We start from the raw sequence: 22,495 nt of genomic DNA, 5'->3' as shown, positions 1-22,495 counted from the left end.
CCGCCGCACGCGAGGGCCGCACCATCGCCCCCCTCATCACCAAACTCAACGACATCCGCCGACGCCATCCCGCGCTGCACCGCCTGCGCAATCTGCGCTTCCACACGACCGACAACGATGCCGTGATCGCGTACAGCAAGAGCGAGGGGCCGGACACGGTCGTCGTGGTCGCCAACCTCGACCCCCACCACACCCAGGAGGCCACGGTCTCGTTGGACATGCCGCAACTCGGCCTGGACTGGCACGAGTCGATGCCGGTGCGCGACGAGCTCACCGGCGAGACCCACCACTGGGGCAGGGCCAGCTACGTACGCCTGGAACCGGGCGAACGGCCCGCGCACGTGCTCCACGTCCAGCGATCGTCCACCTCGTCCGAGATCGGAGGGCCCCCAGCGCCATGACTGTCAACGAGCCCGTCCCTGACATCTTCGAGGACGCCCCGGCCAGGGACCGGGACCCGGAGTGGTTCAAGCGTGCCGTGTTCTACGAGGTCCTCGTCCGCTCCTTCCAGGACAGCAACGGCGACGGCGTCGGCGACCTGAAGGGCCTGACCGCCAAACTCGACTATCTCCAGTGGCTCGGCGTGGACTGCCTCTGGCTGCCGCCGTTCTTCAAGTCGCCGCTCAGGGACGGCGGCTACGACGTCTCCGACTACACCGCGGTGCTCCCGGAGTTCGGCGACCTGGCCGACTTCGTGGAGTTCGTCGACGCCGCCCACCAGCGCGGCATGCGCGTGATCATCGACTTCGTCATGAACCACACCAGCGACCAGCACCCGTGGTTCCAGCAGTCCCGCAAGGACCCGGACGGCCCCTACGGCGACTTCTACATGTGGGCCGACGACGACAAGGGCTATCCGGACGCCCGCATCATCTTCGTCGACACCGAGACCTCGAACTGGACGTTCGACCCGGTCCGCGGCCAGTACTACTTCCACCGGTTCTTCTCCCACCAGCCGGACCTCAACTACGAAAGCCCCGCGGTGCAGGAGGAGATCCTGGCCGCCCTGCGCTTCTGGCTGGACCTGGGCATCGACGGCTTCCGGCTCGACGCGGTCCCGTACCTCTACGCCGAAGAGGGCACCAACTGCGAGAACCTCCCCGCCTCCCACGCCTTCCTGAAGCGGGTGCGCAAGGAGATCGACCGGATGTTCCCGGACACCGTGCTGCTGGCGGAGGCGAACCAGTGGCCGGAGGACGTCGTCGACTACTTCGGCGACTACGCCGCCGGCGGCGACGAGTGCCACATGGCCTTCCACTTCCCCGTCATGCCCCGCATCTTCATGGCCGTCCGACGCGAAAGCCGCTACCCCGTCTCCGAGATCCTCGCCAAGACCCCCGCGATCCCCGCCACCTGTCAGTGGGGCATCTTCCTGCGCAACCACGACGAGCTCACCCTCGAAATGGTCACCGACGAAGAACGCGACTACATGTGGGCCGAATACGCCAAAGACCCCCGCATGCGCGCCAACATCGGCATCCGCCGCCGCCTCGCCACCCTGCTCGACAACGACCGCAACCAGATCGAGCTCTTCACCGCCCTGCTGCTCTCCCTGCCCGGCAGCCCGATCCTCTACTACGGCGACGAGATCGGCATGGGCGACAACATCTGGCTCGGCGACCGCGACGCGGTACGCACCCCCATGCAGTGGACCCCCGACCGCAACGCCGGCTTCTCCTCCTGCGACCCCGGCCGCCTCTACCTGCCCACGATCATGGACCCCGTCTACGGCTACCAGGTCACCAACGTCGAGGCGTCGATGTCCTCGCCCTCGTCGCTGCTGCACTGGACCCGCCGCATGATCGAGATCCGCAAGCAGAACCACGCCTTCGGACTCGGCTCCTACACCGAACTGCCCTCCTCCAACCCCGCCGTCCTCGCCTTCCTGCGCGAGTACAAGGACGACCTGGTCCTGTGCGTCCACAACTTCTCCCGCTTCGCCCAGCCGACCGAACTCGATCTGCGGGTCTTCGAGGGACGCAACCCGGTCGAGCTCATCGGCGGAGTGCGCTTCCCGGCCGTCGGGGAACTGCCGTACCTGCTGACCCTGGCGGGCCACGGGTTCTACTGGTTCCGGCTCACCGCCAACGTCGCATCCCGGACCGGCCGACGCGGGTGAGCGTACGGCCGACGAAAGGAGGCGTGACCATGCCGAAGACCGCATCGCTGACGCCGAGCGCCGGAAGCCCGGCCGGGCCCATGGCCTCGCTCGGCTCGCTGCTGCGCGAATGGCTGCCGCGACAACGCTGGTTCGCCGGCAAGGACCGGCCCGTCACCGACCTGCGTCTGCTGTCGATGACGGAGCTGTTCCCGGGCTGTCTGCATCTGCTCGTCCACGCCGAGCACGCGGACGTCGCCTCCGGTCCCGGCACGGTCCCCTCCCCCACCGGCACACCCGCCCCGCCGCCCGCCGACTGCTACCAACTGCTGCTCGGTGTACGGCGGGAGCCGGCCCCACGCCTGCACCGGGCGTTCATCGGCCGCCCCGAGGAGGGGCCGCTGGCCGGCCTCGCGGTCTACGACGCGCTGTGCGACCCGCGTTCGGCGCAGCTGCTCCTGGAGCGGATGCGCCACCCCGGCACCTTCGGCCCGCTGCACTTCGAGGCGGACGCGTCCGTACCGATCCCCGGCGCCCTGGTGCCCAGGCTGCTGGACGCCGAGCAGTCCAACTCCTCGATCATCTACGGGGACGAGTTCATCCTGAAGGTGTTCCGCCGCATCCAGCCCGGCGTCAACCCGGACCTGGAGGTGCCGTGGGCCCTGGCCGGACAGGACTGCACCCGGGTGCCAGCTCCGGTGGCCTGGTTCCGCACCACGCAACCGGAACCGGCCACGCTCGGGGTGCTCCAGCCGTTCCTGCGCGACGCCGCCGACGGCTGGACGCTGGCCCTGCGGGCCCTGGCCACCGGTGACGACTTCACCGCCCAGGCGCACCAGTTGGGGCAGGCGACCGCGGAGGTCCACCTGGCGCTGGCCGACGCCTTCCCCAACGGCGCCCACCAGGACATCGCGCGCACCGCAGCGACGATGACCGAGCATCTGGAGGCCGCCGCGCACAGCGTCCCCGCGCTGCGCCCGTACGCGACACGGCTGCGCACCGCGTTCGCCGCGCTGGCCAGTTGCGACGCCGGGCCGCCCGCCCAGCGCGTGCACGGCGACCTGCACCTCGGTCAGGTGCTGCGGGCCGGGCGGGAGTGGTTCGTCATCGACTTCGAGGGCGAGCCCTCGCGCCCGCTCACCGAGCGCCGCATCCCCGAGTCCCCGGTCCGGGACGTGGCGGGGATGCTGCGCTCCTTCGACTACGCCGCCCGCCAGCGCCGCCCCTGGCGCCCGGAGTGGGCGCGCCGCTGCCGGGAGGCGTACTGCGCCGGCTACGCCTCCCTGTCCGGCTGGGACCCCCGTAAGAAACACGCCCTGCTGCGGGCCTACGAGACGGACCGTGCCGTGTACGAAGTGCTGTACGAGGCCCGGCACCGCCCCGACTGGCTCGCCGTACCGATGGCGGCGATCGAACGTCTCGCCGTGAGAGGAGGCTGAACCGATGGCACTGCGCGACACGTCACTTCCCGAGCCGTCCGGCCCCGTCCTGCCCGCGGCGGTACAGGCCAGTACGGCTCCGCCGCCGGCTCCCGCCGACCGTGAGCGCCTGCTGTCCGGCGCCCACCACGACCCGCACGCGCTGCTCGGCGCGCACCCGGTGGGGGGCGGGATCGCCCTGCGGGTGCTGCGTCCCTTCGCCCGTGCGGTGAGCGTGGTCGTGGACGGCGAGCGCACCCCGCTCGCCTCCGAGGGCGACGGACTGTTCTCGGCCGTACTGCCCCTGGCCGCGATCCCCGAGTACACCCTGGTGGTGGGCTACGAGCGGGACGAGTACGAGGTCCACGACCCCTACCGCTTCCTGCCCGCTCTCGGCGAGCTGGATCTGCACCTGGTCCGGGAGGGCCGGCACGAGCAGCTGTGGCGGGCGCTGGGCGCGGAGCCGATGACCCACCAGGGCGTGACCGGGACCCGCTTCACCGTGTGGGCGCCCAACGCCCGGGGCGTGCGGGTGGCCGGGGACTTCAGCCACTGGGACGGGACCGCCTTCCCGATGCGCTCGCTGGGCGCGGCGGGCGTGTGGGAGCTGTTCCTGCCCGGGATCGGGGAGGGCGCGAAGTACAAGTTCGAGATCACCTCTCAGTACGGCGGCCGGTTCCTCAAGGCCGACCCGATGGCACGGCGCACCGAGGTGCCGCCCGCCACCGCGTCCGTGGTGACGGCCGCGCACCACGAGTGGGGCGACCAGGAGTGGATGGCGCACCGCGCGGACGTGCCGGTGCACGAGGCGCCGTTCTCGGTGTACGAGGTCCACCTGCCGTCCTGGCGACCGGGTCTGACGTATCGTCAGCTCGCCGAACAGCTCCCGGCCTACGTCAAGGACCTGGGCTTCACCCACGTGGAGCTGATGCCGGTCGCCGAGCACCCCTTCGGGCCGTCCTGGGGCTACCAGGTCACCTCCTACTACGCCCCGACCGCTCGCCTGGGCTCGCCGGACGACTTCCGGTACTTCGTCGACGCCTGCCACCGGGCCGGGATCGGCGTGATCATGGACTGGGTGCCGGCGCACTTCCCCAAGGACGACTGGGCGCTGGCCCGCTTCGACGGGGACCCGCTGTACGAGCCGGGGAACGCGCAGCGCGCCGAGCACCCCGACTGGGGGACGTACGAGTTCGACTTCGCCCGCACCGAGGTGCGCAACTTCCTGGTCGCCAACGCCGTGTACTGGTGCGAGGAGTTCCACGTCGACGGCCTGCGGGTGGACGCGGTGGCCTCCATGCTCTACCTGGACTACTCGCGCGACTCCGGCCAGTGGACGCCCAACGCGTACGGCGGCCGGGAGGATCTGGACGCGATGGCGTTCCTCCAGGAGATGAACGCCACCGTGTACCGGCGTGCCCCGGGCGTGGTGACCATCGCCGAGGAGTCGACCGCGTGGGGCGGGGTGACCGCGCCGACCGACAGCGGCGGCCTGGGCTTCGGGCTGAAGTGGAACATGGGCTGGATGCACGACTCGCTCCAGTACATGACCAAGGAGCCGGTGCACCGCAAGTACCACCACCACGAGATGACCTTCGCGATGGTCTACGCCTACAGCGAGAACTACGTGCTGCCGATCTCGCACGACGAGGTGGTGCACGGCAAGCGGGCGCTGGTGTCGAAGATGCCCGGCGACTGGTGGCAGCGACGCGCGAACCACCGCGCCTACCTGGGCTACATGTGGGCCCATCCGGGCAAGCAACTGCTGTTCATGGGGCAGGAGTTCGCCCAGGGCGGCGAGTTCTCCGAGGAGCACGGGCCCGAGTGGTGGCTGCTCGACGAGGACCACTGCGCCGCGGGCGACCACCGCGGGGTGCGGGACCTGGTGCGCGACCTCAACACCGTCTACCGGGCCACCCCGGCCCTGTGGCAGCGCGACACCCGGCCGGAGGGCTTCCGCTGGGTGGCCGTGGACGCCGCCGACGACAACGTCTACGCGTTCCTGCGCCTCGACGCGGCCGGCGTCCCGCTTCTCGCGGTGTCGAACTTCTCCCCCGCGGTGCGCGAGGGCTACCGCCTGGACGTGCCGGGCGAGGTCACCGCGTGGCGCGAGGTGCTGAACACCGACGCCGGCCGCTACGGCGGGGGCGGCGTCACCAACACAAAGCCACTCGAAACGGAAGGCGAACCCGAGGAACGGCACATCCGTCTCACGCTGCCACCGCTCGCCACGCTCTGGCTGACTCCGCAGCCCGCCTGAGCGGGCCGGGGCGCGGGAAACGGGGCTACTTCCCAGTTCGGGACCCGTGACGTGCGGACCTGGGCTACATTCGATCCGCGTCGACCGAGTCCGTCCCCGGCGCAGTCACCTCCGTGAACCTCAGGAGCAGCGCATGCGCGACCTCGCCCTCGCTCCGTCCACTGTCGCCCCGCCGGCCGGTGGGCTCGCGGACAGCGTCTTCGAGACCGCGGAGACCCGTCCCGACCTGCCGGTGCTCGCGCGCCGCGCCGACCCCTCCTCCCCGGTGTGGGAGGAGGTGACCGCCGCGGAGCTGCGGGAGCAGGTGACCGACCTGGCCAGGGGGCTGGTGGCCGCCAGGATCTCACCCGGCCACCGGGTGGCGGTCATGGCCCGCACCCGGTACGAGTGGACGGTCCTCGCGTACGCGCTGTGGGCGGTCGGCGCCGAGGTGGTCCCGATCCACCCGGCCTCCTCGCGCGAGCAGGTCGAGTGGATCCTGCGGGACTCGGAGTGCGTGGCCGTCGTCGTCGAGGACGAGCAGGGCGTGATGACGGTCGGCCCGCTGTGCGCGACGCTGCCCCGGCTCCAGCACGTCTGGCAGCTCGACGCGGACGCGCTGGAGCACCTGGTGGAGCAGGGGGCGGTGGTACCGCCGACCACGGTGAACTCGCTGCGCCGGATCGTGCTGCCCGACGCGACCGCGGCGATCGCCTACACCTCCGGCACCACGGGCCGCGCGCTGGGCTGCGCGCTGAGCCACCGCGCGCTGGCGAACCCCTGCGACACGCTGCTGGCAGGCTGGGGGCACACCGCCGCGCCGCCCGGCGAGCAGGCGTCGGTGCTCGCCTTCCTGCCCTTCTCGCACGTGTACGGGCTGATGGTCCAGAGCCTGTGCCTGCGCGGCGGCATCCTGATGGGCCACGAGCCGGAGCTGGGCGAGGAGGCGCTGGCGTCGGCGCTGCGCTCGTTCAGGCCGACGTACTTCCACGCCGTGCCCTCCGTCTTCGAGAAGATCTACAAGAACTTCCTGCGCGCGGCCCAGCAGGCGGGGCGCGGCGCGCTGTTCGAGCGGGCGGCCGAAACGGCCCGGGACTTCGCCACCGCGCTGGAGCGGCAGCGGCTGGGCCGCGGCCCGGGCCCCGGCCTCGACCTTCGGCTGCAACACGCCCTGTACGAGCGGACGGTGTACCGCAAGCTGCGGACCGAGCTGGGCGGCAGGGTGGTCCGGGCCACCTCCGGCGGCTCCCCGCTCAGCCGGGATCTCTCCTTGTTCTACGAGGGCATCGGCATCTACGTGCACGACGGATACGGGCTCACGGAGACCGGCGGCGGCATCACCATGCAGCCGCTGGGCAGGGAGAAGTCGGGGACCGTCGGCAAGGCGCTGCCGGGCACGGCGATCGAGGTGGCGGACGACGGGGAGATCCTGGTGCGGGGGCCGTCGCTGTTCCAGGGGTACGTGGGCGACGAAGCCGCCACCCGGGCCGTGCTGCACGACGGCTGGCTGGCCACGGGAGACCTCGGCAAGCTGGACACCGAGGGTTATCTCACCATCACGGGGCGCAAGAAGGACATCATCGTCACCAACGGCGGCAAGAGCGTGGCCCCGGCCGCGCTGGAGCAGCGGCTGCGGGCGCATCCGCTGGTACACCAGGCGGTGGTCGTGGGCGACGACCGGCCGTGCGTGGGCGCGCTGATCACCCTGGACGCGGAGTTCCTGGCCCACTGGCGCGCGGCGCTGGCCTTGCAGGGTGACGCGCCGGATCACGAGGCGCGCGAGGAGAACGCGCTGCGGGAGGAGATCGAGCGGGCGGTCGCCGCCGCGAACAGCACGGTGTCGCGCTCGGAGTCCATCCGGGTCTTCCGGGTGCTGCCCGCCCCCTTCGACGTGGCGGGCGGGCTGCTCACGCCGTCGATGAAGCTGCGCAGGGACGCCATAGCGGAGCACTACGCGGTCGAGATCGAGGCCATGTACCAGGCGCGGAGCCGCGCCGCGCGCCTGGAGGCCGCGCACGACCCGACGGCCGACTGGGACGAGCCCGACGACGTCTTCCGCTGACGCCTCCCGCCTGCCTTTCCGCTGCCTGCGACGCCCCAAGCGTAGGCTCCTCGCCCCTGGGAACAAGACAGTGGGACGCGAGGGAAAGAAAGGACGACAGCCCGGCGACGAGCCCGGGCCGGAAGGCGAGATGGCATTCGAGCCGCGTGGGGACGACACACTGGCCAGCGAGGGCATTCCGAGCCGCACCGCCCGCTTCGCGGGCGAGTTGCACCATGTCACGGGTGCGCGACTCGCCGCGGAGGACTTCCTGGACGAGGTGGCACGGCGCGCGGGGCCGGCGGCGCCCGAGCACTGGGACGACATCCTGCTGGTCGTGACAGAACTGGCTGCGAACGCGGTGCAGTACGCGCCGGGCCCGTTCGAGCTGCGGATGCGCCGCACCTTCGACGGGGTACACGTCACGCTCAGCGACACCAGCACCACACAGCCGGCCCCGCGGCCGTTCCGCCCCAGCCGGGGTGGCGGCGGTATCGGCTGGCACCTGATCCACACCCTGTGCGACCAGGTGAGCGTGGTGGTCAACGATCACGGCAAGGACGTGCACGTCTTCCTGCCCTGGTGAGCCCGGATCACCCGGAGCCCCGGCTGCGGACGGGGTCCGGGCTCGGACGCGGTGCCGGGACCCGCACCGCGGGCCTCGCCGCACCGGCTCAGGCGCTGGTCGCCTCGCTCGGCGGAAGTGCCTGGTAGTAGGCACCCACCCGGGTCAGATACTCCGGGTCCCTGGTCTCGCTGTCGGTCCTGAACCGCGGCGCGGCCTTGATCTGTCCGCGCGAACAGGCCACCGTGATCCTCCGCTCCGCGGAGTCGATGCCGGCGACCATGCCGACCGGCACCATCACGCTCCTGCCGAACACCCACACCCCGGTGTCCACGACCAGGTGCCTCATCCCGGAGCGGCCGCCCTCCCGGTCCACGTGGCCCACCGTGCCGTCGGCGGCGACGACGGTGAAACCGGTCAGGTCCTCTCCCTCGGCTCGAGCGACCTGCGGCGGATACGACCAGATTCTGTCTATGTTCACGCTGCTCCTTCCTCCCCGGGCTGACGTGTCACGAGCGTCGGGCCGACATCCCGGCACATCGGCTCCCACCGCACCAACTACCCGTCTGTGACCACGGCATTCGGCGGGAGGGGTGGGGGAAGCACGCTCGTCTCGTCCGCTCGGGCCGCCGGCTACCGGCCCGGCCCGGTGGTCTCCTCGGGCAGGGAGACGTTCCCGGGCGGGGAGGTGAGCAGTTCCAGCGTTCCGGTCATGTCCAGCAGCCGCTCCAGTACGGCCGGACGCTCGTCCAGGTGGAGTGCGAGACCCGCCTCGTCCGCGAGGCGCCGGATCCGCAGCAGCGCGGACAGGCCGGAGGAGTCGACGCTCCGAAGCCGCGAGAAGTCGAGGCGTATGCCGGCGACCGGGTGCCGTGCCGCGTGGCGCCGGGTGAGCGCCACGGTCACCGTGTCCAGGAGTTCGCGACTGGTGAGGTAGTCGAGGTCGCCCTCCACGTGGACCGCGACGGCGGTTCCGCGGGTCTCGACGGAGAGGCTGAAGGGTGAAGGCGGCATTGTTGTCATACGGGTCTTCCCGGGCCGGGGTCTTCGGGTCGTTTCCGAAAGGAGCGTCATGCCGGACGGCGGTGCCGTGCGCCATGGAGCGCCCTGCGGTCAAACCGCCCGCGTACCCCTGAATCACGAGGTCATGCACCGCGCGCGGGGGCGAATTCACGGGTCCGGATATGAACGCGCGAGTTTTGTTCGGGGCAGGCCGAGTGGGTTAGCCTGCCCCGTATTTCTCATCACGCAGATCCGTGAAATCACGGAAATGCACGCACGTCAGCGGGCCCGCGACGGCCCGATGGAGAAGTGCGAGTCCTCACCGGCGAGGACTCCTGGGGAGCAGGACGAGGGTGCGCATGACCAGCGACAGAACCGAGGTCCTCGACGCCGTGCCGGGCGACCGGGAGCTGCGGCAGCTCCTGGCCGGCCTGACGGCCGTGCGGGACGGCGACTTCGGCACGCGCCTGCCGGAGGAAGCCGACGGGCTCATGGGCGACATCGCGACCGTGTTCAACGGCATGGTCGACCAGTTGTCCGTGTTCACCTCCGAGGTCACCCGCGTCGCCCGGGAGGTCGGTACCGAGGGCACCCTCGGCGGTCAGGCGGAGGTGCCGGGCGTCTCGGGAACCTGGGCCGATCTGACCGACTCGGTCAATGCCATGGCGGGCAACCTCACCACCCAGGTGCGTGACATCGCGCAGGTGGCGACGGCGGTGGCCAAGGGCGATCTGTCGCAGAAGATCGACGTGCCCGCCCGCGGCGAGATCCTTCAGCTGAAGGAGACCGTCAACACGATGGTCGACCAGCTCTCCGCGTTCGCCGGCGAGGTCACCCGCGTCGCCCGCGAGGTCGGCACCGAAGGACGCCTCGGCGGACAGGCCAAGGTGCCCGGAGTGGCGGGTGTGTGGCGGGACCTGACCGACTCGGTCAACTTCATGGCCGGCAACCTCACCGCCCAGGTCCGCAACGTCGCCCAGGTGACGACCGCGGTGGCCGAGGGCGACCTCTCCCAGAAGATCACCGTCGACGCCCGCGGCGAGATCCTCGAACTCAAGAACACCATCAACACGATGGTCGACCAGCTCTCCGCCTTCGCCGACGAGGTCACCCGCGTCGCCCGCGAGGTCGGCACCGAAGGACGACTCGGCGGACAGGCCGACGTCCAGGGCGTCAGGGGCACCTGGCGCGACCTGACCGACTCGGTCAACTTCATGGCGGGCAACCTCACCGCCCAGGTCCGCAACGTCGCCCAGGTGGCGACGGCGGTCGCCGAGGGCGACCTCTCCCAGAAGATCACCGTCGACGCCCGCGGCGAGATCCTCGAACTCAAGAACACCATCAACACGATGGTCGACCAGCTCTCCGCCTTCGCCGACGAGGTCACCCGCGTCGCCCGCGAGGTCGGCACCGAAGGACGACTCGGCGGACAGGCCGACGTCCAGGGCGTGTCCGGGACGTGGAAGGACCTCACCGACAACGTCAACGTGATGGCGTCCAACCTGACCGGCCAGGTCCGCTCGATCGCCCAGGTCGCCACCGCCGTGGCCCGGGGTGATCTGTCCCGCAAGATCACGGTCGAGGCCGAGGGCGAGGTCGCGGCCCTGGCCGACGTGATCAACACGATGGTCGACACCCTGTCCGCGTTCGCCGACGAGGTCACCCGCGTCGCCCGCGAGGTCGGCACCGAAGGACGCCTCGGCGGACAGGCCCATGTGCCCAACGTCGCGGGCACCTGGAAGGACCTCACCGACAACGTCAACTCGATGGCGAACAACCTCACCGGTCAGGTCCGCAACATCGCGCTGGTGACGACCGCGGTGGCCAGGGGCGATCTGTCGAAGAAGATCGACGTCGACGCGCGCGGCGAGATCCTGGAGCTGAAGACGACCATCAACACGATGGTCGACACCCTGTCCGCGTTCGCCGACGAGGTCACCCGCGTCGCCCGCGAGGTCGGCACCGAAGGACGCCTCGGCGGACAGGCCGAGGTGGAGGGCGTCTCGGGCACCTGGAAGCGGCTCACGGAGAACGTCAACGAGCTGGCCGGCAACCTGACCCGGCAGGTGCGGGCGATCGGCGCGGTGGCCAGCGCCGTGGCCGAGGGCGATCTGACCCGCTCGATCACCGTGGAGGCCTCCGGCGAGGTCGCCGAGCTCAAGGACAACATCAACTCCATGGTGGAGTCCCTGCGCGAGACCACCCGGGCCAACCAGGAGCAGGACTGGCTCAAGAGCAATCTGGCGCGGATCACCGGCCTGATGCAGGGCCACCGCGACCTGCCGGTCGTCGCCGAACTGATCATGGACGAGCTGACCCCGCTGGTGTCGGCCCAGTACGGCGCCTTCTACCTGGCCGAGGACGGCGAGCGCGGCCCCGAGCTGCGGCTCGTCGGCTCCTACGGCAGCCCCGACGACGAGCGGCCCACCCGCTTCTCCTTCGGCCGCTCGCTGGTCGGCCAGGCCGCGCGCAGCCGCCGTACCATCACGGTCGACGAGCTGCCGGCGGGGTACGTCACCATCTCCTCCGGGCTCGGCCGGGCGGTGCCGAGCGCGCTGATCCTGCTGCCGATCCTGTTCGAGGACCAGGTCCTCGGCGTCATCGAGCTGGCGTCGGTGGCCGCGTTCACGCCGGTCCACCGGGACTTCCTGGAACAGCTGCGCGAAGCCCTCGGGGTCAACGTCAACACCATCGTGGCCAACGCCCGCACCGACGAACTGCTTGACGAGTCCCAGCGGCTGACCGCCGAACTCCAGGCCCGCTCGGCCGAGTTGCAGTCCCAGCAGGACGAGCTCCAGCGCTCCAACGCCGAACTGGAGGACAAGGCCTCACTGCTGGCGGAGCAGAACCGCGACATCGAGGCGAAGAACCTCCAGATCGAGCAGGCCCGGCAGGAACTGGAGGCCCGCGCCCAGCAGTTGTCGCTGGCCTCGAAGTACAAGTCGGAGTTCCTGGCGAACATGAGCCACGAGCTGCGCACCCCGCTCAACAGCCTGCTCATCCTGGCCCAGTTGCTCGCGCAGAACCCCTCGCGCAACCTCACCCCGAAGCAGGTCGAGTACGCGGGGATCATCCACTCCGCGGGCAGCGACCTGCTCCAGCTGATCAACGACATCCTGGACCTGTCGAAGGTCGAGGCGGGCAAGATGGACGTCACCCCTGAGCGGGTGTCGCTGCGCCAGCTCATCGACTACGTCGAGGCCACCTTCCAGCCGATGACGACGCAGAAGGGCCTCCAGTTCGCGGTCACCACCGCGGCGGGCGCGCCCGCGGACCTGCTCACCGACGACTCCCGGCTGCGTCAGGTCCTGCGCAACCTGCTGTCCAACGCGGTGAAGTTCACCGAGCAGGGCTGCGTCGAGCTGTGCATCGAGCCGGCCGCGGACGACGAGGTGCCCGGCGGTGTCGTGCGGGGCGGCGCGGTCGTGGCCTTCCGGGTCAAGGACACCGGCATCGGCATCCCGGAACAGCATCTGGAGACGATCTTCGGAGCGTTCCAGCAGGCGGACGGCACCACCAGCCGCAAGTACGGCGGGACCGGCCTCGGGCTGTCCATCACCCGGGAGATCGCGCATCTGCTCGGCGGTGCCGTCGCCGTGGACAGCGTGCCCGGCCGGGGCAGCACGTTCACGCTCTTCCTGCCGGTGACCCGCCCCGACTTCGAGCAGGTGCTCGGCGGCGGACGGGCCCCGCAGAAGGCGCCGGCCGAACTGGTGCCGGCCGCCGCGGCGGACCGGGAGACCGGGCGTGCGCTCCCGGTCGGCGACGGGCCGCGCAGACGGCGGCTGCTGGTCGTCGAGGAGCGCTCCCGCGGGCTGCTCACCCTGGTCGCGGAGAGCGTGGTCGCGGACGTGGTCCGGCACGGCGCCGACGACACGGGCGCCCTGCCCACCGTCGACATCATCACCGCCGTGGGAGCGCAGGAGGCCGCGGGGGCGCTGGCCTCCGAGCCGTGCCACTGTGTCGTCCTCGACCTGGACATGCCCGAGGAGGAGGCGTCCCGGTTCCTGCAGGCGCTCCAGGGCGACTCGGCGCTGGCGGGCGTGCCGGTGCTCGTGCACAGCGGCCGGCGTCCGGAGGTGGCCCGCGCGGAGGCGCTGCGCTCGCGTGGGGACGACGGCTCGCTGGAGTTCCTCTCCAGCCTGGACGAGCTGCGCGAGCGCATCGCCCTGCACCTGTCGGCCGAGGAGCCCGGGGACGTGCTGTCGCTGGTGCGGGCCGAGGAACCGCAGGACCTCGCGCCGCCCGTCGGCGGCGCCTTCGCGGGCCGTACCGTCCTCGTCGTCGACGACGACGCGCGCAACCTGTTCGCGCTCAGCGGGATCCTGGAGCTGCAGGGCTTCCGGGTGCTGCACGCGGAGAACGGGCGCAAGGGCATCGAGACGCTGGTCGGCAACCCCGACGTCGCGCTCGTCCTGATGGACGTGATGATGCCGGAGATGGACGGCTACACCGCGACGGCCGAGATCCGCAGGCTGCCGCGGTACGCCGAACTGCCGATCATCGCCGTCACCGCGAAGGCGATGCCGGGGGACCGGGAGAAGTCGCTGGCGTCCGGGGCGAGCGACTACGTCACCAAGCCCGTGGACACGGACGACCTCATCGCCTGCGTCCGGCACTGGCTGTCCGCGTGAGCGCGTCGGCGCCCGCCCCCCGCACCGGCGGGGCGGGCCCGGTCCGCCGCGGCGCCTCCCGCACCCCCGCGCCGTTCAGCCGAGGAGCTTGTCGATCGTGAGCACGTCCGAGCAGCAGCGGGATCCGGCCACCGCCGGACCGGGTCAGGAGCCGTCCGCGTCCGGGACGCCGTCGCCCACCGGCGACCCGGAGCCGTCCGATTCAGCGGCGCCCAACTCCACCTCCCCCGTGGGGCGGCTGGCCGCCACCGTGGAGCGGCTGCGCCGCGAGGTGCGGGCGGCGCAGGCGGAGGCCGAGGGCCGGGCCCTGGTCGAACTCGCCAAGGGCATCCTGGTGGAGCGGCTGGGCTGCGGTCCGGCGCAGGCCGCCCGGCAGCTCACCGAGCTGGCCGAGCAGGCCCGGGTGACACCGCTGGAGTTCGCGGTGGAGGTCATCAACCAGGCCGCCCGCGACCGTGTCTCCGAGGTCACCGACGCCTTCCTGGCCGCCGCCGAGGGTGCGCTGGAGCGCGCCTCGGCCGTGCGGCTGCGCGCCGCGGAAAGCGGCGCGCTGGCCGCGGACGACACCCAGGCCGTCGCCGACTCGTTGCTGGAACACGCGCTGCGGCCACTGGGGGCGGTGGCCGTGGCGGTCTGGGCGGCGGGCGCCGACGGCTCGCTGACCCTGTCGGGCAGCGCCGGTTTCTCCCCGGCGGAGGCCACCCGGTGGCGCTATGTGCCGCCGGAGGTGTCCACGGTGGCGCGCCGGGGGCTCACCGAGCGCACCGGCCAGTGGTTCACCTCGCTCGCCACGACCGGACTGCCCACCATCGGGCGGCACCTGCATCCGGACGGGGGACGGGTGGCGGTGCCGGCCGGCACCGGCGGCCGTATCCACGGGGTGCTGGAGATCGCCTGGCCCGGACCGCTGGAGCCACAGCCGCCCCAGGTCGTACGCCAGGTGGAGGCCCTCGCCGAACTGTGCGCGCACACACTGGAGACGTCCACGCTGCGCCACGAGGTGGGGCAGGAACCGCGGGTGCTGCCGGACGCCGCCGAGCTGATGGACCTGGCCGACGGACTGCACGACCCGGCCCTGGTGCTGGTCCCGCACGTCGACGGCGACGGGCAGCTGGTGGACTTCCGCATCCAGCACGTCAACAGCCGCTTCCTGGACCCGGCCGGCCGGCCGCGGGCCGTGGTCAACGGCGCGCTGCTGCTCGAGGCCTTCCCCATGGCCGCCGGGAAGAGCGAGCTGTTCCAGCGGGTGGAGCGGGTGTACGCCACGGGTGAGGCGTACCGGGCGCAGCGCATGCATCTGACGGCGCTCGTGGACCAGGTGCCGCTGTCGGCGGTGGCGGACATCAGCATCAGCCGGCACGGCGGCTGCGTGCTGCTGATCTGGCGGATCGAGGACGAGACGGCGCGGCTGGCGAGTCTGCTCCAGCACGCGCAGCGCCTCGGCCGGATCGGCGGCTTCGAGGAGAACCTGCTGACCAGTGAGATCACCTGGAACGACCAGTTGTTCGGCCTGTACGGCCGTGCGCCTTCGAGTACGCCGGTGCCGCTGGAGGAGCTGCCCGCGCACGCCCACCCGGACGACGCCGTGGCCATCCGGCGGTTCCTGCGCACGCTGCTGCACCACCGCCGTCCGGCCTCCGCGGCCTTCCGGCTCCAGCGGCCGGACGGGGTGACCCGGCACATCCGGGTGGTGGCCGAGCCGGTCCTGGACACCGACGGGCGGCTGTTCGTGGTGCGCGGGGCCTACCAGGACATCTCCGCGCAGCACTGGACGGAGGTCGCGCTCGCCGCCACCCGTGACCAGCTCGCGCACACCGAGCAGCAGGCGACCGAGCGCAACCGGCTGACGCTCCAGCTGCAGCACGCCATCATGCCGCCGACCCAGGCACCGCTGCGGGTGAGCGGTCTGGACGTCGCGGTGCGCTACCGGCCGGCGGAGACCGAGCATCTGGTGGGCGGCGACTGGTACGACGTGGTGGTGCTGCCCTCCGGGCTTGTGCTGCTGTGCGTCGGCGACGTCGCCGGCCACGGCATAGAGGCGGCCACCAGCATGGTGGTGCTGCGCAACGCGCTGCGGGGCCTGGCCGTGACCGGGGCCGGGCCCGGCCAGCTGCTGTCGTGGCTCAACATCGTGGCGCACCATCTGACCGGCGCGGTCACCGCCACGGCGGTCTGCGCCCTGTACGACCCCGGGCGGCGCACCCTGCGCTGGGCCCGGGCCGGGCATCTGCCGCCCGTGCTGGTCCGCGGGGCGGAGGCGGCTCCGCTGCCGCTGGTCCGGGGCATGCTGCTGGGTGCGGTGCCGGAGGCCGTGTACGAGGAGGACGAGCTCCAGTTCGCGCCGCAGGACACGCTGCTGATGTACACCGACGGTCTGATCGAGCGCCGGGACCGCTCCGTGGAGGAGTCGCTGAGCCATCTGCTGACCACGGCCCGCTCGGCGCCGAAAACCCTGGACCAGCAGCTCGACCGGCTGCTGACGTACAGCAAGTCGGACACCGACGACGACACCTGCATCGTGGGCATCCGGGTCGCCTGACGGCGGGCGGGTCCGACGGCGAGCGGGCATGGGCGGGTGGCGAGGCATGAGCGCCCGGTTCAGGGGTAGGCGCGGGGGCGCAGTGCGGGTTGCTCCCGTCACCGGTGATGAGAAACGGATCACGTCGCCGGTGCGGGTCCGGTGTGCGTCGAAGGCGTCGCCGGGGGTAACCGGCACTGGCCGGCGTCAGCATTCGTTGGAGGTATTCGTGCCCCTTGCCCACAATCCGCTGTCCGTGGAGGTCACCCTGCCGCGGGAGGATGTCGCCCTGCTCACGGTCGAGGGTTACCTGGACGTCGACACCGCCACCGAGTTGCAGGCCCATCTGGCCAACCAGCTCCACCACGGCCGACGGCACTTCCTGCTGGAGCTGTCCGCCGTCCCCTTCATGGACTCCTCTGGCATGAACATCATCCTGCGGGTGTACCAGGAGGCCCGGGAGCGGGCGGGCAGTGTGCACATCATCGCCCCCGCCCCGGCGGTGCTGCGGATCCTGGAGCTCACCGGCGTCAGCATCACGGTGCCGGTCTCGCGGAGCGCCGAGGAGGCACTTGCCCTGGTGGACCGTCAGCCGGAGGAGCCGGGGGCGAAGTGAGCGCGGGCGCGGGCGCGGAGGCCTCGGTGTGCGCGGGGGGAGAACGTCGGGCAGGGCCGTCGTCGGCCGCCGCGCCCGCGGCGTGGATCTGTGCCGACGCGACCGTGCAGAACCCCTCGAGCCCGGTCAGCAGTGCGGTCCGCTGGCCGGCCGGCATCCGCTCCACCACCGACCGCAGCTCCGTCTCCCGGCGCGCCCGCACGTCGGCCAGGAACGCGCGGCCACGGCGGCTGAGGCGCAGTTCCACCTCCCGGCGGCTGGTGGCGGCCACCTGCCGCCGTACGAAGCCCACCGCTTGCAGCCGGTCGCACAGCCTGCTCGTGGACGGCGGCGTGGAGCCCAGGGTGGCGGCGAGGGTGCGCAGGTTGATGCCCTCGTTGCGTTCGAGGACGAACAGCACCCTGAGCTGGGAGGCGGAGACGGGAGCTGTGGACGCGCGGCCCCACAGGACCTCCAGCAGTTCCGCCGCCGTGGAGGTCGCGCGCGCCGCCTCGCCGGGCGACCGCGGGCGCGGGTGGGAGGACGTCACGCTGACACTCTCGCAGGGTTGGCGGTGGCTGTCAGCTCGCCCCCTGGACCCTCACGAGGTGTCGTACGCGGTCGGCCTGTGGTAACAGTTGTCGCCCGGCAAGAGTCGCATCGCGGTGCCGCCCGGAGGGCGGATTCGGAACGGTGCAACGCGGATGAGGAGTGGAACAGGTGCCGGAGCACGCAGCGGTAGCACAGCACGGATCACCGGCCCGCGAGGTCGGGGACTTCCTTCGCCGTCGCAGGGAGCAGATCGCCCAGCGGTGGGCCGAGGAGCCGATCTTCCGGGCCGTGTTCACCGTCTCCCGTGACGAGGCGGTGGAAGCGGGCCGCGCCGTCGCCGACGCCCTGGGCGCGGTGGCCGCGTCCGAGCGGGTGTCCGACCCGGACGCCGACGGTTTCCTGCCGGTGCGCGAGCAGCTTGCGCGGATGGGCGCCGTGCGGGGCAGGACCGGTCTGACCGCCGCGGAGGTCTCGCGGGACGTGGACGCCCTGCGGCCGCCCGCGCTGGAGCTGCTGACCGCCGAGCTCACCGGCACCCCGGAGGAGTACCTGCGGGAGTGCGCCAACGTCCTGACCGTGCTCACCGGCACCCTGCGGCTCGTGGTGATGCAGACGGCGCTCAGCGAGGGCCGGGACCTCATCGACCGTCAGCGGCTCCAGCTGCTCGAGGTGGCCACCCCGGTCATCAAGCTGTGGGACGGCATCGTCGCGGTACCGCTGATCGGAACGCTCGACAGCGCCCGCAGCCAGGTGGTGATGGAGTCGCTCCTCGAGGCGGTCGTCGACCAGCAGGCCCGCTTCGCCATCCTCGACATCACCGGGGTGCCCACCGTCGACTCGCTGGTCGCCCAGCACCTGATGAAGACCGTGGCGGCCACCCGGCTGATGGGCGCCGAGTGCGTGGTCTCGGGCATCCGCCCGGCCATCGCGCAGACCATCGTCCACCTCGGCCTCGACCTGGGCTCGGTCGTCACCCGCGCGACCCTCGCCGACGCGCTCGCCCACGCCCTGCACCAGTTGGGCGCGGACATCGTGAGCCGGGCACCCCACGGTGTGGGTGAACGGTGACCGACCGTCTCCCCACGCCCGGCTCGGGGCAGGTGCCGGTACTCAGACTCGGCGACGTACTCCTGGTCACGCTCCAGGGCGATCTGTACGACAGCACCGCCGAACAGCTCCAGCAGGACATCGGCGAGGCCATCGCCCACCACGCGGCCACGGGGGTGGTCATCGACGTCTCCGGAGTGGAGATCGTCGACTCCTTCCTCGGCCGGGTGCTGGCCGAGATCGCGGCCAAGGCCAGGCTGCTGGCCGCGCAGACCGTGGTGGCCGGGATGCGTCCGGCGGTGGCGATCACCATGGTCGAACTGGGTCTGACCCTGCCCGGGCTGCGGACCGCGCTCACCGCCGAGGACGCACTGCGGCTCGTCACCGCCCGGCCCACGCCGCCGCGCCCCGGCGGCGCACAGGCGGGGAGCCGGTGATGGAGACAGCAGCGGGCGTCGAGGTCTGCCTGCCGATCCGGTCGGACATGGACCTGGTGTGGGTACGGCAGCATGTGCGCCAGGCGGCCGGGCGGCTCGGCTTCGGCCTGGTCGGCCAGACGAAGCTGGTCACCGCGGCCAGCGAGCTGGCGCGCAACACGCTGGTGCACGGCGGGGGCGGGCAGATGCAGGCGTCCCACGTGGTCGACGGGCAGGTGCACGGGCTCCGGCTGGCGTTCAGCGACGAGGGGCCCGGCATCACGGACCTGGAGCGGGCGCTCAGCGACGGCTACACCTCCGGCGACGGCCTCGGCATGGGCCTGGGCGGCGCCCGCCGGCTGGTGCACGAGTTCGCGATCGACAGCACCCCGGGCGCCGGCACCACCGTCACCGTCACCTCCTGGGCGACCCGGCCGGTGCGGCCGTACGAGGGAGCCTGATGCCGCGCGTCTGGGAGGTTCCGGTGCCCGACTCGACCCGGGTGCGCGACGCGCGGGTCGCCGCCGAGGAGGCGGCCGCGCTGGCCGGCCTCGGCGAGTCCCGCACGGCCGCCGCGGCGCTGGTGGCGACCGAACTCGCCACCAACCTGCTGAAGTACGCCGAGGACGGGCGGCTCCTGGTCGAGGTCGTGCCCCCGCCGAGCGCTCCGTGCGGTCACGGCGATCCGGCGCCGGTGGTGCAGATGACGGCGGTCGACCACGGTCCCGGCATCCCCGACGTCGCCGCCGCCCGGCGCGACGGGTTCTCGACCAGCGGCTCGCTCGGGGCCGGGCTCGGCACCTGCCGCCGCGCGGCCGACGAGTTCCACCTGCACAGCGTCGTCGGCCGGGGCACGGTGGCGCTCGCCCGGGTGGGCGCCACCGCGCCCCGGCCCGGGGCGGTCCGGGCCGACGATGCCGCCCTCCCATATACGGGGGCGGTGCGGGCGGGCGGCGTCACCGTCCCGTACGCCGGGGCGGAGTACTCGGGTGACGCCTGGTCCTGGGCGGGCGCCGGGGAGCAGGTGACCCTCATGCTGGCGGACGGCCTCGGGCACGGCCGGGAGGCGGCCCGCGCCTCGTCGGCGGCGGTCGAGACCCTGCACCGCTCGGCCCGTCTCACACCGACCGAGCTGCTCCGGCGGCTCGACACGGCGCTGCGCGGCACCCGGGGCGCGGCCGTCGCCGTGGCCCAACTGGATCTGCGGGCCGGGCGGCTGCGCTTCTGCGGGATCGGCAACGTCGGGGCCCGGCTGCGCGAGGGCGACACCTGGCGCCACCTGCTGTCGCGGCCGGGCATCGTCGGCGTGCACCGGCCCACGACGCTGCCCGAGACCGAGGTGGCCTGGGCTGCCGACCGCCTGCTCGTCCTGCACAGCGACGGCCTGCCCAGCCGGTGGGCACCGCCCGGCGCGGCCGCTCTGCCCACGGCGGCCGACCCCGCGGTGACGGCCGCCCTGACCGTGCGTGACACCGGCAGCTCCGCCAGCCCGGTCCGGGACGACACCACCGTGGCCGTCCTGACCCCCGCCCCGCCGGACCGCCCATGACGCGCACCTGGCAGATCAGCACCGCCACCGACGCCGCCCGGGCCCGTATCGCCACGGCCCGCACGGCGGCGGCGTACGGCGTCCCCCCGCTCGAACGCACCCGTCTGACCACCGCCCTCGGCACCCATCTGCGCCACTGCGTGGCCAAGGGCGGCACCTGGACGGTCACCCTCCAGGTCCCGGACGCGGACGTGGACGCAGGCACCCTCCGCATCACAGTCGCGCCGGTCCATGACCCGCAGGGCGGTGGGAAGCCGGCGTGGCGGATGTCTGTCCTCTGCCCAGGGGCCGGGGTTTCGCCGGAGCCGGAGCCAGAACCGGAGGTGGGCGACGACGCGGCTGCTCTGGCCGAGGCGCTGCTCGGGGCCGACGAGGACACGGCGGTGGTTCTGGAGAGACTCGCGGAGCAGGAGGACCTGGTCGCCTTCCATCGGGAGGAGCTGCATCAGACCAACCAGGGAGTCCTGGCCCTGCACGCCGATCTGGACACCGCCTGGCGGGCTCAGCGAGAGGCGTTCGCGGCCGAACGCGCCGCGCGCACCGAGGCCGAGGAGGCCCGCCGCAGACTGCGGTTCCTGGCCGACGCCAGCACGCTGCTGACGACCTCGCTGAACCACGAGGAGATCCTGCGGCGGCTGCCGGGCCTGCTCGTACCCCGGTACGCCGACCGTGTCGACGTATGGCTGTTCGACCACGAGGGCGACCGGCACCGGCCCGCCCCGCATCCGGCGGCCGCGGTGCTCGCGGCCCGTACCGGCCGCCCGCAGTACGCGGCCGACCACCCCGGTGACCTGCCGGGCGTCGACGACCAGCCGCCCTCGGCGCTCGACCCCGGCCGGCCCCTGCTGTGCGTCCCGCTGCTCGCGCGGCGGACACCGCTCGGTGTGCTGACCCTGACGCCGCCCGGCGCCCGCTGGGACCCCGACGACGCGGTCATGCTGATCGAGCTGGCCCGGCGGGCGAGCGTCGCCCTCGACAACGCGCGCCGCTTCGAGCACAACCGCGACATCGCCGAGACGCTGCAGCGCGCCCTGCTCACCGACCTGCCCACCACACCGGGCCTGCGCCTGGCCGCGCGCTATCTGCCGGCCACGCACGGGCTGAACATCGGCGGGGACTGGTACGACGCCTTCCGGCAGCCCGACGGGAGCCTGATCACCGTCATCGGCGACGTCACCGGCCACGGCCTGCACGCCGCCGTGATGATGAGCCAGCTCCGCACCGCGCTGCGCGCCTACGCCGTCGACGGCGGCAGCCCGGGCCGGCTGCTGACCCGCCTGCACGTGTTCCTGCACCACTTGCAGCCCGACCTGTTCGCGACCGCGGTCATCGCCCGTTTCAGCCCGGACGACCCCACGGTCACCTGGGCCGCCGCCGGCCATCCGCCACCGGTGCTGCGCCTGCCGGACGGCCGGGTGCACGTCCTGGACGCCAAGCCGGGCGCCATGCTCGGCATCCCGCTGCGGCAGGAGATAGAGGACCACACGGTGCGCCTCTCCCCCGGCGCGACCCTGGCCCTGTACACGGACGGCCTCGTGGAGCGGCGGGCGCTGGGCATCGACCCCGGCATCGACCGCCTCGCCACCGCGCTGGGCGCGTTCGACCCGGCCGCGCTGGACGCCGACCTGGACGGCTCGGCGGACCGCCTCCTCGGCCCGCTGCTGAGCGACTCCGAACGTGACGACGACGTCTGCCTCCTGCTGTGCCACATCGACAGCGCGGCCGGAGGCGATCCGGACCGGATCCCGGCGGGCGTGGACCACCTGCGGTAGCACCGCGCGGCGCGGGCCCGCCCGAACGCCCGGACGCCCGAACGCCCGG

General features: G+C 72.4%; 16 protein-coding genes and 1 pseudogene. 14 read left to right on the top strand and 3 right to left on the bottom strand.

The annotated features are described in order from the left end of the window. From CG719_RS27045 to CG719_RS27020, 6 genes are all read left to right on the top strand, one after another. A partial coding sequence (locus CG719_RS27045; RefSeq protein ID WP_159024965.1) for a DUF3459 domain-containing protein occupies positions 1-401 on the top strand: 401 nt, incomplete at its 5' end. Next, entirely contained in the window at positions 398-2,119 is a 1,722-nt protein-coding gene (treS, locus tag CG719_RS27040; protein WP_100571299.1) for a maltose alpha-D-glucosyltransferase, read from the top strand. The genes CG719_RS27045 and treS, both read left to right, overlap by 4 nt. 29 nt (positions 2,120-2,148) lie before the next feature. Further along, positions 2,149-3,537 (top strand): maltokinase N-terminal cap-like domain-containing protein, encoded by a 1,389-nt coding sequence (locus CG719_RS27035; RefSeq protein ID WP_100571298.1) that lies wholly within the window; start codon positions 2,149-2,151, stop codon positions 3,535-3,537. 4 nt (positions 3,538-3,541) lie between these two features. Beyond that, complete coding sequence (gene glgB / locus CG719_RS27030; RefSeq protein WP_100571297.1) at positions 3,542-5,776, top strand: 1,4-alpha-glucan branching enzyme; 2,235 nt, start codon at positions 3,542-3,544, stop codon at positions 5,774-5,776. A 133-nt stretch (positions 5,777-5,909) separates the two neighbouring features. Continuing rightward, on the top strand, positions 5,910-7,817 hold the full coding sequence (locus CG719_RS27025; protein WP_100571296.1) for an AMP-dependent synthetase/ligase: 1,908 nt from the start codon (positions 5,910-5,912) through the stop codon (positions 7,815-7,817). Between the two features lie 130 nt (positions 7,818-7,947). Further along, positions 7,948-8,382, top strand: a complete 435-nt coding sequence (locus CG719_RS27020; RefSeq protein WP_100571295.1) for an ATP-binding protein — start codon at positions 7,948-7,950, stop codon at positions 8,380-8,382. A gap of 88 nt (positions 8,383-8,470) precedes the next feature. On the opposite strand, the gene CG719_RS27015 is transcribed toward CG719_RS27020, so the two are convergent. Both CG719_RS27015 and CG719_RS27010 read right to left on the bottom strand, forming a co-directional pair. Continuing rightward, entirely contained in the window at positions 8,471-8,842 is a 372-nt protein-coding gene (locus CG719_RS27015) for a PRC-barrel domain-containing protein (RefSeq protein WP_100571294.1), read from the bottom strand. A gap of 152 nt (positions 8,843-8,994) precedes the next feature. Continuing rightward, on the bottom strand, positions 8,995-9,375 hold the full coding sequence (locus tag CG719_RS27010) for an STAS domain-containing protein (RefSeq protein WP_234375776.1): 381 nt from the start codon (positions 9,373-9,375) through the stop codon (positions 8,995-8,997). 347 nt (positions 9,376-9,722) lie between these two features. Here CG719_RS27010 and CG719_RS27005 point away from each other — a divergent pair, with 347 nt between their 5' ends. From CG719_RS27005 to CG719_RS26995, 3 genes are all read left to right on the top strand, one after another. After that, positions 9,723-13,997 carry a HAMP domain-containing protein gene (locus tag CG719_RS27005; protein ID WP_100571292.1) on the top strand — a complete coding sequence of 1,425 codons (4,275 nt, stop codon included), beginning with the start codon at positions 9,723-9,725 and terminating at the stop codon, positions 13,995-13,997. A 97-nt stretch (positions 13,998-14,094) separates the two neighbouring features. Next, complete coding sequence (locus CG719_RS27000) at positions 14,095-16,536, top strand: SpoIIE family protein phosphatase (RefSeq protein ID WP_100571291.1); 2,442 nt, start codon at positions 14,095-14,097, stop codon at positions 16,534-16,536. A 208-nt stretch (positions 16,537-16,744) separates the two neighbouring features. Beyond that, on the top strand, positions 16,745-17,131 hold the full coding sequence (locus CG719_RS26995; protein WP_100571290.1) for an STAS domain-containing protein: 387 nt from the start codon (positions 16,745-16,747) through the stop codon (positions 17,129-17,131). Positions 17,132-17,195: 64 nt separating this feature from the next. Here CG719_RS26995 and CG719_RS26990 read toward each other — a convergent pair. Continuing rightward, positions 17,196-17,660, bottom strand: a pseudogene (locus tag CG719_RS26990) (MarR family winged helix-turn-helix transcriptional regulator); the annotation flags it as partial. 170 nt (positions 17,661-17,830) lie between these two features. Here CG719_RS26990 and CG719_RS26985 point away from each other — a divergent pair. From CG719_RS26985 to CG719_RS26965, 5 genes are read left to right on the top strand one after another with little or no spacing between them, the layout of a single operon-like run. Beyond that, the gene (locus tag CG719_RS26985) at positions 17,831-18,730 is read left to right on the top strand and encodes an STAS domain-containing protein (RefSeq protein WP_100571315.1); all 900 of its coding nucleotides are present in this window, start codon (positions 17,831-17,833) and stop codon (positions 18,728-18,730) included. Continuing rightward, entirely contained in the window at positions 18,727-19,146 is a 420-nt protein-coding gene (locus CG719_RS26980) for an STAS domain-containing protein (protein WP_100571288.1), read from the top strand. Before CG719_RS26985 ends, CG719_RS26980 begins: the two co-directional genes overlap by 4 nt. Further along, positions 19,146-19,586, top strand: a complete 441-nt coding sequence (locus tag CG719_RS26975; RefSeq protein WP_100571287.1) for an anti-sigma regulatory factor — start codon at positions 19,146-19,148, stop codon at positions 19,584-19,586. The genes CG719_RS26980 and CG719_RS26975 overlap by 1 nt, the downstream gene beginning before the upstream one ends. Next, positions 19,586-20,674: an ATP-binding SpoIIE family protein phosphatase gene (locus CG719_RS26970; RefSeq protein ID WP_100571286.1), complete on the top strand. Its 1,089-nt coding sequence runs from the start codon at positions 19,586-19,588 to the stop codon at positions 20,672-20,674. The genes CG719_RS26975 and CG719_RS26970 overlap by 1 nt, the downstream gene beginning before the upstream one ends. Continuing rightward, positions 20,671-22,446, top strand: a complete 1,776-nt coding sequence (locus tag CG719_RS26965) for a PP2C family protein-serine/threonine phosphatase (protein ID WP_100571285.1) — start codon at positions 20,671-20,673, stop codon at positions 22,444-22,446. The genes CG719_RS26970 and CG719_RS26965 overlap by 4 nt, the downstream gene beginning before the upstream one ends. The last annotated feature ends 49 nt before the right edge of the window (positions 22,447-22,495 follow it).

The organism is Streptomyces sp. CB01373, from assembly GCF_002803075.1.
Lineage (GTDB): Bacteria > Actinomycetota > Actinomycetes > Streptomycetales > Streptomycetaceae > Streptomyces.
The sequence above is the reverse complement of the archived record's forward strand: the minus strand, read 5'-3'. Positions and strand labels throughout refer to the sequence as shown.